This is a genomic window from Bradyrhizobium sp. SZCCHNS3016 (genome assembly GCF_032484535.1).
GTDB lineage: Bacteria > Pseudomonadota > Alphaproteobacteria > Rhizobiales > Xanthobacteraceae > Bradyrhizobium.
Genome location: NZ_JAUETE010000001.1, coordinates 249,772 through 266,487 on the forward strand (window position 1 = coordinate 249,772; position 16,716 = coordinate 266,487).

Genomic DNA, 16,716 nt, shown 5'->3' on the forward strand with positions numbered 1-16,716 from the left:
AATTTGAAGCTCAGATTTCATATATCAGAATTCTGAAGAGATAAATTCAGGATATCGGAATTCACGATTGACCATCTGGTTCGCTCCCCGGCATGAAAGAGCCCCAGGGCGGCAATCCCTGCCGATGGCGAAGGGAGCCTCCCGCGCGAGGACGCATGGGTTTCCTGACGCTGGACGGTCTGACGAGGCTCTACGGCGATGTCGCTGCGGTCAGCGATGTCAGTCTCAGCGTCGCCAAGGGCGAGTTCATCTCGCTGCTCGGTCCGTCCGGCTGCGGCAAGACCACGACGCTTCAGATGATCGCCGGCCTCGTCGAACCGACGTCGGGGCGCATCACGCTCGATGGTCGCGACATCACCCATGAGAAGCCGGACCGCCGCGGCCTCGGCATCGTGTTCCAGAGCTACGCGCTGTTTCCGCACATGACGGTGGCGCAGAACGTCTCCTTCGGGCTCGAGATGCGCAAGGTCGCGCGAGCCGAGCGCGAGGCGCGCGTCACCCAGGCGCTGGCGCTGGTGCAGCTCGCATCGCTCGCCGACCGCTATCCGCGCCAGCTCTCCGGTGGCCAGCGTCAGCGCGTGGCGGTGGCGCGCGCCCTCGTCATCGATCCGCCGGTGCTGCTGCTCGATGAGCCCCTGTCCAATCTCGACGCCAAGCTGCGCGAGGAGATGCAGTTCGAGCTGCGCGGCATCCAGCAGCGCATCGGCACCACCACGATCATGGTGACCCACGACCAGAGCGAGGCACTGTCGATGAGCGACCGCGTCGTGGTGATGGAGCACGGGCGCATCATGCAGGTCGATGCGCCCTATCGTCTCTATGAGAGCCCCGCGACGCCCTTCATCTCCTCCTTCGTCGGCAAGATGAACCGACTGTCCGGCATCTGGCGCAACAATGGCGTCGAGATCGGCGGCCATGCGCTGCTTCCTTGCGAGGGCGCTGGTCTCGCCGAGGGCGCGGCGGCCGTGCTGGCGATCCGGCCGGAGAAGATCGGTCTGGCCGCTCCCGGCGCCGGCGTGCTCGACGGCCGCATCAAAGCGCGTTTCTTCCTCGGCAGCGCCTGGTTCTTCACCGTGGAGACCCCGGCCGGGGTGATCGGCGTCTCCCTGCCCAATGCAGGCGAGGAGCCGGCGCGCGAGGGCGATCGGGTCGGGCTCGCCTGGAGCAGCGCCAGCGCACACGCGTCCAAGCCGGACGGAGCGTCACCGGCATGAGCAGCGGGCGCGCCAGTCCGACACCATGGCTGTTGGCGGCGCCGGGCGCGCTGCTGTTCGCCGCATTGGTCGTCGTGCCGCTCGCGCTCACGCTGATCCTGTCGTTCCACGCCTATGACGCCGCGACCGGCGTCAAGGACGAGACCACGCTGACGCACTACATCGCCATCCTCTCCGACAGCTACTTCCTCAATATCTTCTGGCGCACCCTGCGGCTTGCGGCGCTGACGACCTTGGTCTGCGCAGCGATCGGCGCGCCCGAGGCCTACATCCTGGCGCGCATGCGCGAGCCCTGGCGCTCGGCGTTCCTGCTCGCGATCATCGGCCCGCTGCTGGTCTCGGTCGTGGTGCGTGCCTTCGGCTGGAGCATGCTGCTCGGCCCCACCGGCCTCGTGAACGAGGCTTTCCGCGCGGTTGGCCTCGGCACTGTCAGGATCCTCTACACCGAGACGGCCATCGTCATCGCGCTCGTGCATGTGATGCTGCCCTTCATGGTGATTCCGGTCTGGACCTCGCTGCAGAAGCTCGATCCGATGGTCGAGGCCGCCGCCTGGACGCTCGGCGCCTCGCGCCTCACGGCGCTGCGCCGCGTAGTGCTGCCGCAGGTGACGATGGGGCTGCTGTCGGGGTGCCTCGTCGTGTTCGGACTATCAGCGTCCGCGTTCGCAATCCCCGCGCTGCTCGGCGGCCGTCGGCTGAAGATGGCGGCGACGCTGGTCTATGATGAGTACATGCACGAGCTGAACTGGCCGCTCGGCGCGGCCATCGCGATCCTGGTGCTCGTCATCAATCTCGTCATCATGCTTGTCTACCAGCGCTTGGTCGAGGCGCGCGCCAGGCGGACGCTGGGGTGAGCGGCATGCGCCACAATGGTCTCATAGCGCTTGTCTTTCACGCGCTCGTCGTCGGCTTCGTGCTGGCGCCGCTCGTCGTGATCTGCCTGGTCGCGTTCACGCCCGCCAACACCTTGACCCTGCCGACGACGCAAGTCTCGCTGCGCTGGTTCGCGGCCGTGTTCGCGCATCCGGATTTCGTCGCCTCCTTTCTCAACAGCCTGTGGGTCGCAGCGACAGCCGCGACGATCGCGGTCGTGCTCGCGGTCGCCGCCGGCCTCGCGCTCGATCGCTATGACTTCCGCGGCCGTGCGGCGCTGAACGCACTGTTCCTGTCGCCCTTGATGATCCCGCATCTCGTGCTCGGCGTCGCGCTGCTCAGATTGTTCGCGCTCGTCGGTGCCACCGGCAGCCTGCTCTGGCTCACCGCAGGCCACATCGTCGTGGTCACGCCCTATGTGCTCCGGCTGGTGCTGGCGGCACTGTCCGGCCTCGACCGCAGCGCCGAGCAGGCGGCCGTGACCTTGGGCGCCTCGCGCTGGATCGTATTCCGCCGCATCACCGTGCCGATGATCCTGCCCGGCATCACCGGCGGCTGGCTGCTCGCCTTCATCAACTCCTTCGACGAGCTCACGATGTCCATCTTCATCACCTCGCCTGCCACGGTTACCCTGCCGGTGCGCATGTACATGTATGCGACCGAGTCCATCGATCCGATGATGGCTGCGGTATCGGCACTGATGATCGCGGTGACGGCGGCGGCGATGCTGCTGCTCGACCGCATCTTCGGTCTCGACAAGATCCTCGTCGGGCAGGGCTGACACCATGCCGCTGCTGCATCGCCTGGTCCGCAACGACAGCGCCGTCATCTCCTTCACGATCGATGGCGTGCCCTGCGACGGCCGCGCCGGCGACACCGTTCTGACGGCGGTGCTCTGTCACGTCGAATGGCTGCGCCACAGCGAGTTCTCCGCCGCGCCGCGCGCCGGCTTCTGCCAGATGGGCGCCTGCCAGGACTGCTGGGTGCAGCTCGCAAGCGGCGAGCGGCTGCGCGCCTGCACGACGCCGCTCATCGCGGGCATGCACATCGTCACGCAGCGGGGACGCAGCCATGGCTGAGCGCGCGCCGCCCCTGATCGTCGGCGCCGGTCCGGCCGGCATCCGCGCCGCGATGACATTGGTCGCCGCCGGCCTGCGGCCGGTCGTGATCGACGAGGGCCAGGCCTGTGGCGGCCAGATCTATCGCCAGCCGCTGAGCCCCGACGGCCGCGATGACCGCGCGCGCTACGGCTCGGAGGCTCCGAAGGCCGCGCGGCTGCATCACGACTTTGCGGCGCTCGGCGCCGGCATCGACTATCGACCGGATCAGCTGCTGTGGAATCTGCGCGACGGCGCGGCCGACATCTTGCGTGGGGGTATCAGCCAGCGAGTCAGCTATGACGGGCTCATCCTCGCGACCGGCGCGACCGATCGCGTGCTGCCGATCCCCGGCTGGACCCTGCCCGGCGTGTTCACGCTCGGCGGCGCGCAGATCGCGCTCAAGGCGCAGGGCTGCGCGATCGGCCGGCGCGTGGTGTTCGCCGGCTCCGGCCCGCTGCTCTATCTGGTGGCCTGGCAATACATGAAGGCCGGCGTCGACGTCGCTGCCGTGCTCGACGCGGCGCCCTTGTCTGCGAAGCTCAATCTGCTGCGCGCGTTGCCGCTCGCGCCGGGCATCGTGCTGCGTGGGTTGCGCATGGCGGTGGAGTTGACGCTGCGCGGCACCCGCGTGCAGTTCGGCGTCTCCCGGCTCCGGATCGAGGGCGAGGGCAGGGCGGCGCGCATCGTCTATCGGGCCGGTGGGCGCGAACACGCGGTCACCTGCGACGGCGTCGGCTACGGACTCGGTCTGCGCTCGGAGACTCAGGCTGCTGATCTCGCAGGCTGCGCCTTTCGCTTCGATGCGCGCGACCGCGCGCATCGTCCGGTTCGCGACGTCAGTGGCCGCAGCAGCATCGCGGGCGTGTACCTCGCCGGCGACGGCGCCGGCATTGCCGGCGCCGATGCCGCTGAAGCCGCCGGCGAGCGGGCCGCGCTGGCATTGTTGGAGGATCGCGGCCAGCCGCATGATTCCATGCGCGCCGCCGCCCTCGAACATGCGCTTGCGAGGATCGAGCGGCAGCGCGACGTGCTCGAAGCCGCCTTTCCCTATCCATCGCATTGGGCGGGCGACATCGCCGATGACACGCTGCTGTGCCGCTGCGAGGAGATCGATGCCGGCGAGGCGCGGCGCGCGATCAGGGATTTCTCGCTCACCGAGATCAATCGTCTGAAGGCGGTGACGCGCATCGGCATGGGCCGCTGCCAGGGCCGCATGTGCGGCGCGGTCGCCGCGGAGCTCTTAGCTGCGCAGACGCGCCGCGACATCGGCGCTGTCGGCCGGCTGCGCGCGCAGGCGCCGATCAAGCCGATCCCGCTGGCCGTGAGCCTATCCCTCGACGAGAGGCAGCATGACCCGGCGCATTGACTGCGATGTCGCGATCGTCGGCGGCGGGCTGGTCGGCAGCTCCGCCGCGCTGGCGCTGCGCGCCATGGGTTTCTCCGTCACGCTGCTCGACAAGGGCTTCTGTGGCGCGCAGGCGAGCGGCGTGAACTATGGCGGCGTGCGCCGCCAGGGACGCCCGCCCGAGCAACTGCCGCTGTCGCAGCGCGCGCATGCCATCTGGCCGCGGCTCGCGCAGCTCATCGGCATCGACGGGGAGTTCCTGCGCTCGGGCCATCTCAAGCTCGCGCGCAACGCCGAGGACATGGCGAGCCTGGAGCGCTACGCCGCCGAGGTCGCGCCGTTCGGGCTCGCTCTCGAGCTGATCGGCCACAATCGACTGCGCGAGCGCTTCGGCATCGCGGGCGGCGTCGTCGGCGGCTCGTTCTGCCCCGGCGACGGCCACGCCAATCCCCGGCTGGTCGCCACCGCCTTCGCCGCAGCGGCGCGTCGCGCCGGCGCCGAGGTGCTGGAGAACACGGAGGTCACGGGCGCCACCAGGACGTTCGAGGGCTTCGTGGTCGAGGCCGGCGACGTTGCCATCAAGACACGTACGGTCATCAACAGCGCCGGCGCCTGGGCCGACGGCTTGGCGCGCGCGTTCGACGAGCCGGTGCCGCTGGAGCGCACCTATCCATCGATGATCGTGACCGAGCCGCTTGATCCATTTCTCGGCGTCAATATCGGCATCGAAGGCGGCGGCATCTATGCGCGGCAGGTGGCGCGCGGCAATGTCGTGGTCGGCGGCGAGCGCGCTGCGCCACTCGACGATCCCGACTACTCGCGCCCGCGCAGTGACGGCGTGCTTGCGATCATGCAGCGCGCCAGCGCGCTGTTCGGCCCGCTCCGCCATGCCCAGGCGATCCGCTTCTGGGGCGGCACCGAGGCGACCATGCCCGACCGCAATCCGGTGATCGGGCCGAGCGCGACGACGCCGGGACTGATCCACGCCTTCGGCTTCTCCGGCGCCGGCTTCCAGATCGCGCCGGGTGTCGGCGAGGTGCTGGCCGAGCTGGTGCGCGACGGCGAGACCTCGACGCCGATCGCCCCTTTCGCCATCGCCCGTTTCTCACCCGCATCGCAGCCGGGCGATGCATCTCAAGCAGCAATGACGACAGGATCGAAGGAGACCTCGCCATGATCGATGCTCGCGCCACGCTCGGCTCAGCCCTCGCGCTCGTGCTGGCCACATCAACCGCGCACGCCGAAACCAAGACGCTCTATGTCGGCATGAACGGCGGCAATTTCGAGCGCACCTACACGCAGGCGGTGTTTCCGGAGTTCGAGAAGGCGAACGACGTCAAGATCGTCGTCGTGCCCGGCACCTCCTCGGAGATCCTCGCCAAGGCAATCGCGGCCAAGGACAGGCCGCAGATGCATGTGATGTTTCTCGACGACGGCGTGATGATCCGCGCCGCCGGCCTCGGCCTGTGCGAGAAGCTGAAGCCGAGCGACGGCTTGGCGCAGCTCGAGCCGTTCGCGCGTCTCAAGGACGACATCGCCGCCGGCATCGACATCGGCATGACTGGCCTTGCCTACAACAAGAAGCTGTTCGACGAGAAGGGCTGGGCGGTGCCGACCTCCTGGCTCGATCTCGCCGATCCCAAATTCAAGGACAAGGTCGTGTTCCAGTCGGCCTCGGTCTCGACCTTCGGCCTGCACGCCTTCCTGATGTTCAACCGCATCAAGGGCGGCAGCGAGGCCAATGTCGAGCCTGGATTCAAGGCGTTTCCCGACACGATCGGCAAGAACGTGCTCGAATACATCCCGAACTCGGCCAAGATCTCAGAGATGGTGCAGACCGGCGAAGCCGCGATCTTCCCGCTGACGCCGACTGCGGTGTCGACATTGAAGGAGAAGGGCATTCCAGTGGAGTATGCCCAGCCGAAGGAAGGCTCGGTCGTGCTGATGGTCGCCGAATGCGTCATCGCCAACAACTCCGAAGCCGAGCTGGCGCAGAAGCTCGCCGCCTATCTGCTGTCGCCGGAAGCGCAGGCCAAGGCGCTGGCGGCCGGCAACATCGTGCCGTCCAACACGGAAGCGAAGGCGACGACACCAGCGGCTGAGCAGAAGCTCGCAACGTTTCACAGCTTCATGAAGAGCGCGATCACGCTCGACTGGGACGTCATCAATGCCAAGCGCCCGGAATGGAATACGCGCTGGAACAGGATGATCGAGCGTTGAGACACGTCGAATCGTAGGGCGGGCAAGCCGTTCCGAGCGATGCAACGCATCGCCCGGAACGACGTGCCCATCGTGCCAACGACGATCTTGCTTTCAAGGGTGGGCGCGGCGTGGTCGGGCAGCGCGTATGCCACGTGCAGGACGGGCGCGCTTTCCCACTTTGTGCAATCGCAGCAAATGACGCGATGGGCCAGGTTCGAACATTCTCATTGCTCATTTTACGCCGAGTGGGCTTGGCACCTTACCGAAGACGAGAAAGATACTCGGCCACCGCACGGCGGTCCTGCTCGCGCCATATCGACGCGATAGGTTCCATGACCGGGCTGCGACGTGCGCCGCTGGCGAACGCATCGAGCTGCCGCACCAGATAGTCAGCGTGCTGACCGTAGAGTCTCGGCGCGTTCGCGGCGCCTCCCATCATCCCCATGTGGCCGCCCATCATGCCGCCGCCAGAGCCGCCGTCGCCGTGACAGGCGGCGCAAGGCGGCGCCCCGGGCGAGCCATAGCGGAAGATGCGGGCCCCGATCTCGGCCAGCTTGGGTTCGCCGCCCGTATCCGGCTTCACGGACTGAAATAGGCCGCAAGCTCGCGTATCTGCGCCTCGGTCAGGCTTGCAGCGGGCCCGGACATGATGTCCGAGCGGCGCTCTCCGTTCCTGAACGCACGCAGTTGCTGACGGATGTAGGACGCGCGTTGCCCGGCCAGCTTCGGATGTTGCGGATCGGCGCTGTTGTCGTCGATCCCATGGCATGACGCACAATGGGTCTCGGCGAGCGCGCGGCCTAAAGACGCGGACGGTGGCGATGCGGGTCGCTGGGCCGATGCGGTCCACGTTGCAGCGCCGAATACTAGGATGCCGAAACTGCCGAAGATTGCGCGAAGCCAGCTCATGCATCTCTTCACGATCATGATAGCCTCCAAGGTATGATCGCGCTATCACAAGCCCTTGAGATTGATGTCGGTCAACATCGCCGGCACGCATTGGCTCAAAGTGCGATTGATCCAATTCAACGGAGGCCGACATGCGTCGTTCTCTAACCGGTGCCGTAGCGATCACGGCGATCATCGCGGTTCCCACATTCATGCAGGCGCAGCCTTATTACGGCGGCGGCATGATGGGCTCGGGCATGATGGGTTACGGTCCGGGCTATTACGCCGGCGACCGTAACATCACCACCGACTAGGTGACGACCTATCTCCAGCAGATGATCCGCGACCAGAACCTGACGATGAGCGAGGTCAAGGAGAAGGACGCCGATACGATCACGGCCGACATCGTCACCAAGCAGGGCAACCAGCTGGTGCAACGCCTCGATTTCAACCGCCACAACGACTTAATTCAACCGGAGCAGTGACGATGATGGGCTACGGGCCGAACTGGGGAATGATGGGCGGCTGGGGCGGCTACGGTCCGCTTCACTTCGTGATTTGGATTGTCGCTCTGATCGCCATCGTGGCGATGGTCGTCTGGATCCTGCGTTCGTTTGCCGGGTCCGGGATGCACTATGCACCTCCGCGCCGCTCGCCCGGCCTCGATGTGCTGGAGGAGCGCTACGCCCGCGGCGAGATCAATCGCGACGAATATCTTCAGAAGAAGGGCGACATTGACGGCTGATTTTGATCGGCAGGTCAGTGCTAATGACCGCTGAGGCCATTTTCGACGGCTTCGGGAGGGATTGTTGGTTGGCTGACGTCCACTTCTGCCGCAAGGGCCGAACCCAGGACCGGCCGAAGAGTTGCGTTCGTCCAGACCACCGTGATTCAAGCCCCCAAATGCGGGCTCGAATCATACGTTACGAACTCGCGGACTATGAATGGACCGCCGCAAGGCCGATGCTGCCCAACAAGCCGTTGACTGATCAGGGAGCATGCCATGAGGAAGGGCGCATGGGCCGACATCCCGCCGAAAGCAACCGCAGCGGTCCGATCTGCTTCAGTCCCTATCTCCACCGCGCTCGCAATCGAGTCGAGCGCTTCTTCAATGCGATCGAACAATGTCGTCGGGCGGCAACGCGCCATGACAGGCTTGCTGCCAACTACCTTGCCTTCGTTCAACTCGCGTCAATCAGGCCATGGCTGCGCCTTGACGGGTCAACGAACTAATCCGCCGGATAGCTCGTCGCATAGGCCTCCGTCAGCGTCTCATCGAGCCGCCGTCCAGCGCTGAAACCTGACAGCGTCGCGGGACGGGTGACGCCCGGCAGCAATCGGCCATCGGGCTCCGGCGGCCCGACCAGGGTGTGCACCGGAATGCGCTCGGCGTAGATCGGAAGCGCATAATCCTCCTCATCATCGATGACGCCCGCGGCGCGGATCTTCGCCGATGCCCTTTCGATGTCCATGGTTACGACTGACGTGGCCTTGATCTCCTGCTCCGTGGTTGGGCGCAGGCTTGCAGTGCGGCCGGGAAACAGGCGATCGACCATCATCACCAGCGCGCGCGCCTTCTCGGCCTGATCCTCGATCAGCCGGGCATGCCCGAACGCCATCACCGAGCGGTAGTCGGCGGAGTGATGGAAGGCGCTGCGCGCCAGCACCAGGCCGTCGAGATGGGTGACGGTGAGACAGGCCGGCTGTCCCTCGGACAGGCTGCGCAGCATGCGGCTGGCGCTCGATCCATGCCAATACAGCGTCGTTCCCTCGCGCCAATACAGCGTCGGCGTGCAATAGGGCTGGCCGTCGATGACATAGGAGACGTGGCACAGCGTTGCGGAGTCGAGCAGGGCATGGACGGTCGCATGATCGTAGTGGGCGCGCTGATGCCGCCGCTTGACCCGGTTGGTGTCGTCGACGGGATAGCTCGGCATCTGTTGCTCGGACATCGTCAGTCTCCTGTTTCCGTCGACGTCATGCCATGGCAAAGTGGTTGCCGGGAGTTCCACATCGATGCGAAAGCAAGCAACCACTTCGCGGCGCCGCGACGACGTGCTGGCGCTGCCGATCCACCTCGACCGTGCCATCCGCAGCCAGTCGCAGCAGGTGCACGGTGCGCTGCGGACCGGCATCGTCGATGGCCTGCTCGTGCCCGGCCTTCGTCTGCCTTCGACGCGAGGGCTTGCCGAGCAGCTCGGCGTCCGCCGCAACGCGATCGTCACAGCCTATGAGGCGCTGCTGTCGGATGGCCTGGTCGAGGCGCGCCACGGCGCCGGCACCTATGTCGCCGCCCGGCTGCCCGCACCGCAGGTCGCCGCGCCGGTCGCCGAGCTGGATGTTCGCATTCCGCCGCGTCGGCCGTTCGCGCTCGGCTACACGCTGGTCGATCCCGTGCTCTTGAGGCGACTCGCCGCAGCCAGCCGGCGCCGCATCGCCCACGCTGCGCCCGATGGGCTCGGCTATGGCGATCCGCGCGGCAGCCTGCATCTGCGCACCCAGGTCGCGCACTACCTTGCCGCCAATCGTGGCGTACGCTGCGACCCGAGCTGCATCCTGATCGTGAGCGGCACCCAGCATGGCCTGCGGCTGTGCATCGACGCGTTGCTTGCGCCGGGCGATCCCGTCTGGTTCGAGGATCCCGGCTATGTCGCCTCGCGCCACACATTGAGCACGACCGGCGCGAAGCTGGTCCCGGTGCCCGTCGATGATGAAGGCATCATGGTGAGCTCGGGCGAGGCGGCGTACACGGCGGCCAAGGCCGCCTACGTGACGCCATCGCATCAGTTTCCGACCGGCGTTGCGATGAGCATGGCGCGGCGCATCGCGCTGCTCGACTGGGCGCGCAGGGCGGACGCCTACATCTTCGAGGACGACTACGACAGCGAATACCGCTTTGCCGGCCCGCCGCTGACGGCGCTGGCCGGAATCGGCGGTGAGCGCGTGATCTATCTCGGCACCTTCGGCAAGACGCTGTTCGCGGGACTGCGGCTCGGCTACCTCGTGGTGCCGCCGGCGCTGGTCGCGCGGGTCGTCGCAGCGCGCGCGGCGCAGGACCGGTTTCCGCCGGCCTTCATGCAGGACGCTCTGGCCGACCTGATGGCCGACGGCGTGCTCGCGGCCCACATGCGGCGGCTGCGCCCGCGCTACCGCCAGGCGCGCGATGTCGTCGCCGAAGCGCTCGCCAGGCATGGCAAGGGAAGCCTGCAACTGGCCGCGCCGTCGCAAGGGTTGCATCTGCTGGCGACCTTGCCGCCCGCAGCGCCGAAGGGCGCAGCGACACTGATCCGCGACCGGGCCGGCATCGAATGCCGGCTGTTGTCGGATGCGCGGATCGTGCAGCGCGCCCCCGACGGATTCATCCTGGGCTATTCGGGCTTTGCGGCGAAGGATCTCGCCGATGCCGCCAGGCGGCTCGGTCGCGCCACACAGGACATCCTGGGCGCTGCCGCGCGCCCGCGCTGAGCATCATCGATGCTGCATGTGTGGCCGAGCCGGCACGCCGGGCAAATCAACATTGCCATGAGCGCCTGCGAATCCGCGCAGAGGCTCCGTAGGCGGGTTGCGCGCAACAGGACGGCCGGGATTTTGTTCAATTGGTTCAACGTGCTCTTGATGACCGATCGCGCGCCTGCATTTTCTTCTTTCGTTTTTTCGAAAATCATGCTTTGGTGGCGCATCCCGCCTCACCGCAGAGGGGCGTAGCGCGCGATCGTCACGACACGCGAGGTGGGGAGCGATGGCCGCGATGTTGCCGCAGCATGCTTATCGAGCGTGCGGACGAACGGCAATGCGCGGACGTGAAGTCGCAGCGTCCTGATACCCCGATGCTGGTATCCAGCATGACGCGCGTAAGCGCGTTGTGCGACATGGTGGCCAACAAGCCCGGCGCACCAGGGAGACTGCGTATAAGCGTGAAGACCATCGCGCAGGGAATGCCGGGTTGAACCGGCTTTGCCTGTGGTACCTGCCGCCTGCGTTTTTTTTCGCAGGCGGGCCATGGGTGGGGCCTTCACCCGGCATTCCCTGCGCCCTTTGCACTTCTGGGGGCGAGACGGATCGCAAGCCTCGGGCATCATCTGCCGCGAGAATGCGCCCTCATGTTCATGGCTGTGCGAGATGTGGTTTGGAACAGATGCGCGTCAGGCGGCCCGGACGGGCATTGTCGCACCCGCGGCGCGTTCATTCGTAGGGATTGTGCTCGGCGTTCGTCATCGTCTGGCGCACCCGGCGCAAGGTGATGGGTGTGCCGTCGGAGACGAACTGCAGCTCATAGGCGCGGCCGCTGTCGTCCTTGGCGGAGCAGGTCACGCTCGTGACCTTGAGCATCGCGAAATTGCCGACCTGACGGCACACGCCGGCCGAGCTCTTCGTCGCCGGCACCGGAATGCCATCGACCTTCGGACGATGCTTGGAATTCAGCAGCATGCGGTCGATCGGCAGCTCGTAGACGTTCTGAATCGACCTGCGGCCATTGACGCCGGAGAATGCGATGATGTGGCTCTCGTCGGCCGGATCGTCGAGCGCGACGGTGAAATGAGCCCGCCCCTTCTCGCTGTGAAAGAACGCCACCGTCTTGCACGAAAATTCGCGGCCATCGACCTTCGCGGTGCGGCAGGAGCCGGACATCAGCGCATAGAGATCGATGTCTGGCTTGTTCTCAGACGTGCTGGCAGCCGTCATCGGCGCCTGGGCCAGACAGGACGAGCCGAGGCAGAGGCCGAGCGCGACGGCGACAATGCGAGGAAAATGCAGGGACATCCGCGGCGTCAGGCCCGATGGGAGAATCAGGAATTAAGGTTCGATCAACAGATGTGTCAACTTTGCGGCAAAATGAGGTCGGTGATCGCCGAACGCTATTTGCCAATCTGCACCTTCTGCTTCCACAACACCCAGGCACGATCCATGATCACCATGTTGATGCCATCGGCCTTGGCGGCCTCCTCGGCGCTGAGATACGTCACATCGGAGCCGAGCCCGAGTGCCTGGGCCTGAAGCTTCGCATTCACATCGGTGTAGTAGGCGCGGAACACGGCGGCCTGGACTGCAGGACCGACGGTGACGTCACCATGGCCGCGCATCAGCACCACGGACTTGTCGCCGAGCGCGGATGCGAGCGACCTGCCGATGGCGTTGTTGCGCACCAGCATGTCGGTCGCGCCGAACTCCTTGCCGATGTCCCACACCGGGGCGCCGTCGCCGAGAAAGGCCGCATTGTGATAGAGCGGCTTCAAGGGTGTACGGCTGACGCTGAAGGGGACGACGCCGGGCGAATGCGTGTGTACCACCGCGTTGACGTCCGGGCGGGCCTTGTAGATCTCGGCATGGATGAAGCGTTCGAGGAAGACGGCGCGGTTCTTCGCATCGACCGGTTCGCCGTTCTCGTCGAACTCCATGATGTCATTGGCCGTGACCTGCGCCGGCGCGATCGAGCGCGCCATCAGGAAGTGGCGCGGATTGGTGGGATGCCGCGCACTGACATGGCCGAAGGCATCGACGACGCCGAGATCGGCGAGCACGCGGCTGCCGGTCGCGATGTCCTCGAGCAGCTCGCGGGGAACGCCGGGGATGGAGTCTTCGGCGCGAGAGGGGGCGGCGGAGAGGAGGAGGGCTGCTACGGCAATCGCGGCGAAGCGGCTGAAGCTGGACATCTGGCTCTTCCTCCCGGCCTTCGTTGTCTAGGCTCGTTGCTTCAACATACGCGCCATTGCGAGCGAAGCGAAGCAATCCAGGGTCCCGCCCACCATCCTGGATTGCTTCGCTTCGCTCGCAATGACGGGGAGAGGTTTGAGCGAGGCAACTGGCATGGCAGGGTGAGCGCTCCCTCAGGTCACCGGCGCCGGATTGAACAGCGTCAGATCGTTGTGGATGCCCCAGCGATCCGACCACGGCTTGATGCGGCCGCTCGCGACGTCGAGGATCAGCTTGAACAGCTCCCACCCGGTCTCCTCGATGGTCATCTCGCCGGTGGCGATGCGGCCGGCGTCGAAGTCGATCAGGTCCTTCCAGCGCCGCGCCAGTTCGCTGCGGGTCGCGACCTTGATCACGGGCGCGGCGGCGAGGCCGTAGGGTGTGCCGCGGCCGGTGGTGAACACCTGGAGCGTCATGCCGGAGGCGAGCTGCAGGGTGCCGCAGATGAAGTCGGAGGCGGGCGTGGCTGCGAACAGCATGCCCTTCTGCTTGGCCTTCTCGCCCGGCGCCAGCACGCCATGGATCGGACCGGAGCCGGACTTGACGATCGAGCCCAGGGATTTCTCGACGATATTGGCGAGCCCGCCCTTCTTGTTGCCCGGCGTCGTGTTGGCGCTGCGGTCGGCGCCGCCGCGGGCCAGATAAGAGTCGTACCAGTCCATCTCGCGGATCAGCGCGCGGCCGACGTCCTCGTTGATCGCGCGCCGGGTCAAGAGCTGGATGGCGTCGCGAACCTCCGTCACCTCCGAGAACATCACGGTCGCGCCGGCGCGCACCAGCAGGTCGGCGGCGAAGCCGACCGCAGGGTTGGCGGTGACGCCGGAGAACGCGTCGCTGCCGCCGCATTGCAGGCCGATCACGAGATCCGACGCCGGGCAGGTCTCGCGCGTGCGCTTGTTGAGCTGCGCGAGGCGCCGGTCGGCCTGGGTCATGATGGCGTCGACGATGGCGCCGAAGCCGTCGAAGGCCTCGTCCTGCATGCGGACGATCGAGTCTTCCGTGCCCTCCGGCAGCAGCCGTTCCGGCGCGAGCTTCTCGCAGCCGAGGCCGACGACCAGGATCTCGCCGCCGAAGTTCGGGTTCAGCGCCAGGTTCTGCAGGGTGCGGATCGGCACCACGGCATCGGGCGCCGTGATCGCGACACCGCAGCCATAGGAGTGGGTCAGCGCGACGACGTCATCGACATTCGGGTACTTCGGCAGCAGCTCGTTCTTGATGCGCTTGATCGCGAATTCCAGCGTGCCCTTGACGCATTGCACCGAGGTCGAGATGCCCAGCACGTTGCGGGTGCCGACCGAGCCGTCGCGATTGCGGAAGCCCTCGAACGTATAGCCGTCGAGCGGCGGCAGCGGCGCCGGTACGGCAGTGGAGATCTCCAGCTTGTCGAGGGCTGGGGCCTCGGGCATGTCGATGCGGGCCTCGTCGACCCATTCGCCGGCCGCGATCGCCGACTTCGCATAGCCGATGATCTCGCCGTAGCGGAGGATCGGCGCGCCCTCGGGAATGTCGACCAGCGCGGTCTTGTGCCCCTGCGGCACGAAGCTTTTCAGCGTGAGGCCATCTGGGAATCTGGTGCCGGCGGGCAGGCCGAAATCGTTGACCACGATCGCGACGTTGTCGCGCGCGTTGAGCTTGATGGTGCGGGGCTCCTGGTTCGCGACGACCTGCTGGTTCATGCTCGCTCCGTGCTGCTCCGTAAGGTGGGCAAAGCGAAGCGTGCCCACCGTCTTTCGTTCGTCTTCGAGCCGTCGGTGGGCACGGCGCTTCGCGCCTTTGCCCACCCTACAGGTCTTGGTTTCCGTCATTGCGAGCGAAGCGAAGCAATCCGGGGCCGAACAGGAGGTCTGGATTGCTTCGTCGCTTCGCGCCTCGCCATGACGACGCTCACGACGGGCGAGGTCTCACACCGGATAGGTGTAGGCCGTCTTCACCGTCGTGTAGAACTCGCGCGCGTAGGAGCCCTGCTCGCGGGCGCCGTAGCTCGAGCCCTTCCGGCCGCCGAACGGCACGTGATAGTCGACGCCGGCGGTCGGCAGGTTGACCATCACCATGCCGGCCTCGCTGTTGCGCTTGAAGTGCGAGGCGTATTTGAGGCTGGTGGTGCAGACGCCCGCCGCGAGACCGAACTCGGTGTCATTGGCGATTGCCAGCGCCTCGTCGTAGTTCTTCGCACGGATCACGCAGGCAACCGGCCCGAAGATCTCCTCCCGGGCGATGCGCATGGTGTTGGTGGCCTCGGTGAACAGCGCCGGCTGCATGTAGAAGCCGGGCGTTTCGCGGTTCAACAACTCGCCGCCCCAGGTCAGCTTGGCACCTTCGTCCTGTCCGATCTTGAGATAGCGCTGGTCCTGCTCGAGCTGATTGCCGTCGACCACTGGGCCGATATGGGTGCCCTGCTTGACGGCGTCATCGACCACGAGGCCCTTGAGGCGCTCGGTCATGGCGGCCACGAACTTGTCGTGGATGCCTTCGGTGACGATCAGGCGCGAGGACGCCGTGCAGCGTTGGCCGGTCGAGAAGTAGGAGCCGTTGACACAGGCTTCGACTGCGATCTTGACGTCGGCATCGTCGAGCACGACCATCGGATTCTTGCCGCCCATCTCGAGCTGGAACTTCTTCATCGGGTTCGACAGCACGCAGGCCTGCGCGATCTTGCGCCCCGTGCCGACCGAGCCGGTGAAGGAGATCGCGGCGACGTCCGGATGCTCGAGCAGGGTCTGGCCGACCACCGAGCCGGAGCCGACGACGAGGTTGAACACGCCGGCGGGAAGGCCGGAGCGCGCGATGATCTCGGAGAGAGCATGCGCCGAGCCCGGCACCAGCTCGGCCGGCTTGAACACCACCGTGTTGCCGTAGCAGAGCGCGGGCGCGATCTTCCAGGCGGGGATCGCGATCGGGAAATTCCAGGGCGTGATCATGCCGACGACGCCGACCGCCTCGCGCGTGATCTCGACATCGAGACCGGGCCTGACCGAGGCGCCCTTCTCGCCGGTCAGGCGCAGCGCCTCGCCGGCAAAGAACGCAAAGATCTGCCCCGCACGCGCCACCTCGCCGATGCCCTCCGGCAAGGTCTTGCCTTCCTCGCGCGCGAGCAGCCGGCCGAGCTCTTCCTTGCGCGACAGGATCTCCGCCGAGATCTTGTTCAGCGCGTCATAGCGCTCCTGCGGGGTCGAGCGCGACCAGGCAGGGAACGCGGCCTTGGCGGCGGCGATCGCCTTCTCGGTCTGGGCGCGGTCGGCCTTGGCATATTCGCCGACGACGTCGTTGGTGTTGGACGGGTTGATGTTGCGGGTCACCCCGCTGCCGTCGACCCACTCGCCGGCAATGAAATTCTTGAGGATCGCGTTCATGTTGTTCTCCAGACTTTTGCGCGATTGCTCGGACAATCTAACCGATCGCCTCC

Annotated in this window: 18 protein-coding genes and 1 pseudogene; 12 read left to right on the plus strand and 7 right to left on the minus strand. The window is 66.4% G+C overall.

Annotation, left to right across the window (positions count from 1 at the left end; translation table 11 throughout):
* Positions 1-155 precede the first annotated feature (155 nt).
* From QW881_RS01170 to QW881_RS01200, 7 genes are read left to right on the plus strand one after another with little or no spacing between them, the layout of a single operon-like run.
* Positions 156-1,214, plus strand: a complete 1,059-nt coding sequence (locus QW881_RS01170; RefSeq protein WP_315754825.1) for an ABC transporter ATP-binding protein — start codon at positions 156-158, stop codon at positions 1,212-1,214.
* Positions 1,211-2,068 carry an ABC transporter permease gene (locus tag QW881_RS01175; protein ID WP_315754827.1) on the plus strand — a complete coding sequence of 286 codons (858 nt, stop codon included), beginning with the start codon at positions 1,211-1,213 and terminating at the stop codon, positions 2,066-2,068. The genes QW881_RS01170 and QW881_RS01175 overlap by 4 nt, the downstream gene beginning before the upstream one ends.
* A 5-nt stretch (positions 2,069-2,073) precedes the next feature.
* A complete protein-coding gene (locus QW881_RS01180; RefSeq protein WP_315754830.1) occupies positions 2,074-2,868 on the plus strand; it encodes an ABC transporter permease in 795 nt (264 codons plus the stop codon).
* Positions 2,869-2,872: 4 nt separating this feature from the next.
* Entirely contained in the window at positions 2,873-3,166 is a 294-nt protein-coding gene (locus QW881_RS01185) for a (2Fe-2S)-binding protein (RefSeq protein ID WP_315754832.1), read from the plus strand.
* On the plus strand, positions 3,159-4,553 hold the full coding sequence (locus QW881_RS01190) for an FAD/NAD(P)-binding oxidoreductase (protein ID WP_315754834.1): 1,395 nt from the start codon (positions 3,159-3,161) through the stop codon (positions 4,551-4,553). Before QW881_RS01185 ends, QW881_RS01190 begins: the two co-directional genes overlap by 8 nt.
* A complete protein-coding gene (locus tag QW881_RS01195; RefSeq protein WP_315754836.1) occupies positions 4,537-5,709 on the plus strand; it encodes an FAD-dependent oxidoreductase in 1,173 nt (390 codons plus the stop codon). The genes QW881_RS01190 and QW881_RS01195 overlap by 17 nt, the downstream gene beginning before the upstream one ends.
* On the plus strand, positions 5,706-6,752 hold the full coding sequence (locus tag QW881_RS01200; protein WP_315754839.1) for an ABC transporter substrate-binding protein: 1,047 nt from the start codon (positions 5,706-5,708) through the stop codon (positions 6,750-6,752). The genes QW881_RS01195 and QW881_RS01200 overlap by 4 nt, the downstream gene beginning before the upstream one ends.
* 241 nt (positions 6,753-6,993) lie before the next feature.
* Here the strand turns inward: QW881_RS01200 and QW881_RS01205 are convergent, their stop codons facing one another.
* Entirely contained in the window at positions 6,994-7,317 is a 324-nt protein-coding gene (locus tag QW881_RS01205; protein WP_315754841.1) for a c-type cytochrome, read from the minus strand.
* The gene (locus tag QW881_RS01210; RefSeq protein ID WP_316172322.1) at positions 7,314-7,643 is read right to left on the minus strand and encodes a cytochrome c; all 330 of its coding nucleotides are present in this window, start codon (positions 7,641-7,643) and stop codon (positions 7,314-7,316) included. The genes QW881_RS01205 and QW881_RS01210 overlap by 4 nt, the downstream gene beginning before the upstream one ends.
* Positions 7,644-7,774: 131 nt before the next feature.
* Between QW881_RS01210 and QW881_RS01215 the strand changes: the two genes are divergently transcribed.
* The 4 genes and pseudogenes from QW881_RS01215 to QW881_RS01230 all read left to right on the plus strand — a co-directional run.
* Positions 7,775-7,936 carry a hypothetical protein gene (locus tag QW881_RS01215; protein ID WP_315754845.1) on the plus strand — a complete coding sequence of 54 codons (162 nt, stop codon included), beginning with the start codon at positions 7,775-7,777 and terminating at the stop codon, positions 7,934-7,936.
* Complete coding sequence (locus QW881_RS01220; RefSeq protein WP_315754847.1) at positions 7,937-8,107, plus strand: hypothetical protein; 171 nt, start codon at positions 7,937-7,939, stop codon at positions 8,105-8,107.
* 2 nt (positions 8,108-8,109) lie between these two features.
* A complete protein-coding gene (locus QW881_RS01225) occupies positions 8,110-8,367 on the plus strand; it encodes an SHOCT domain-containing protein (protein WP_315754849.1) in 258 nt (85 codons plus the stop codon).
* A gap of 243 nt (positions 8,368-8,610) precedes the next feature.
* Positions 8,611-8,855, plus strand: a pseudogene (locus QW881_RS01230) (IS5/IS1182 family transposase); the annotation flags it as partial.
* On the opposite strand, the gene QW881_RS01235 reads toward QW881_RS01230, so the two are convergent.
* Positions 8,852-9,574 carry a pyridoxamine 5'-phosphate oxidase family protein gene (locus QW881_RS01235; protein ID WP_315754851.1) on the minus strand — a complete coding sequence of 241 codons (723 nt, stop codon included), beginning with the start codon at positions 9,572-9,574 and terminating at the stop codon, positions 8,852-8,854. The pseudogene QW881_RS01230 and the gene QW881_RS01235 sit on opposite strands and share 4 nt — an antisense overlap.
* Positions 9,575-9,638: 64 nt before the next feature.
* Here QW881_RS01235 and QW881_RS01240 point away from each other — a divergent pair, with 64 nt between their 5' ends.
* Complete coding sequence (locus QW881_RS01240; protein ID WP_315754853.1) at positions 9,639-11,087, plus strand: PLP-dependent aminotransferase family protein; 1,449 nt, start codon at positions 9,639-9,641, stop codon at positions 11,085-11,087.
* A gap of 717 nt (positions 11,088-11,804) precedes the next feature.
* On the opposite strand, the gene QW881_RS01245 is transcribed toward QW881_RS01240, so the two are convergent.
* The 4 genes from QW881_RS01245 to QW881_RS01260 form a co-directional block, all read right to left on the minus strand.
* Entirely contained in the window at positions 11,805-12,383 is a 579-nt protein-coding gene (locus tag QW881_RS01245) for a hypothetical protein (protein ID WP_316158076.1), read from the minus strand.
* Positions 12,384-12,478: 95 nt separating this feature from the next.
* On the minus strand, positions 12,479-13,273 hold the full coding sequence (locus QW881_RS01250; RefSeq protein ID WP_316158075.1) for a class II aldolase/adducin family protein: 795 nt from the start codon (positions 13,271-13,273) through the stop codon (positions 12,479-12,481).
* A gap of 174 nt (positions 13,274-13,447) precedes the next feature.
* The gene (garD, locus tag QW881_RS01255) at positions 13,448-14,989 is read right to left on the minus strand and encodes a galactarate dehydratase (protein WP_316158074.1); all 1,542 of its coding nucleotides are present in this window, start codon (positions 14,987-14,989) and stop codon (positions 13,448-13,450) included.
* 225 nt (positions 14,990-15,214) lie between these two features.
* A complete protein-coding gene (locus QW881_RS01260; RefSeq protein ID WP_316158073.1) occupies positions 15,215-16,663 on the minus strand; it encodes an aldehyde dehydrogenase family protein in 1,449 nt (482 codons plus the stop codon).
* Between the last annotated feature and the right edge of the window lie 53 nt (positions 16,664-16,716).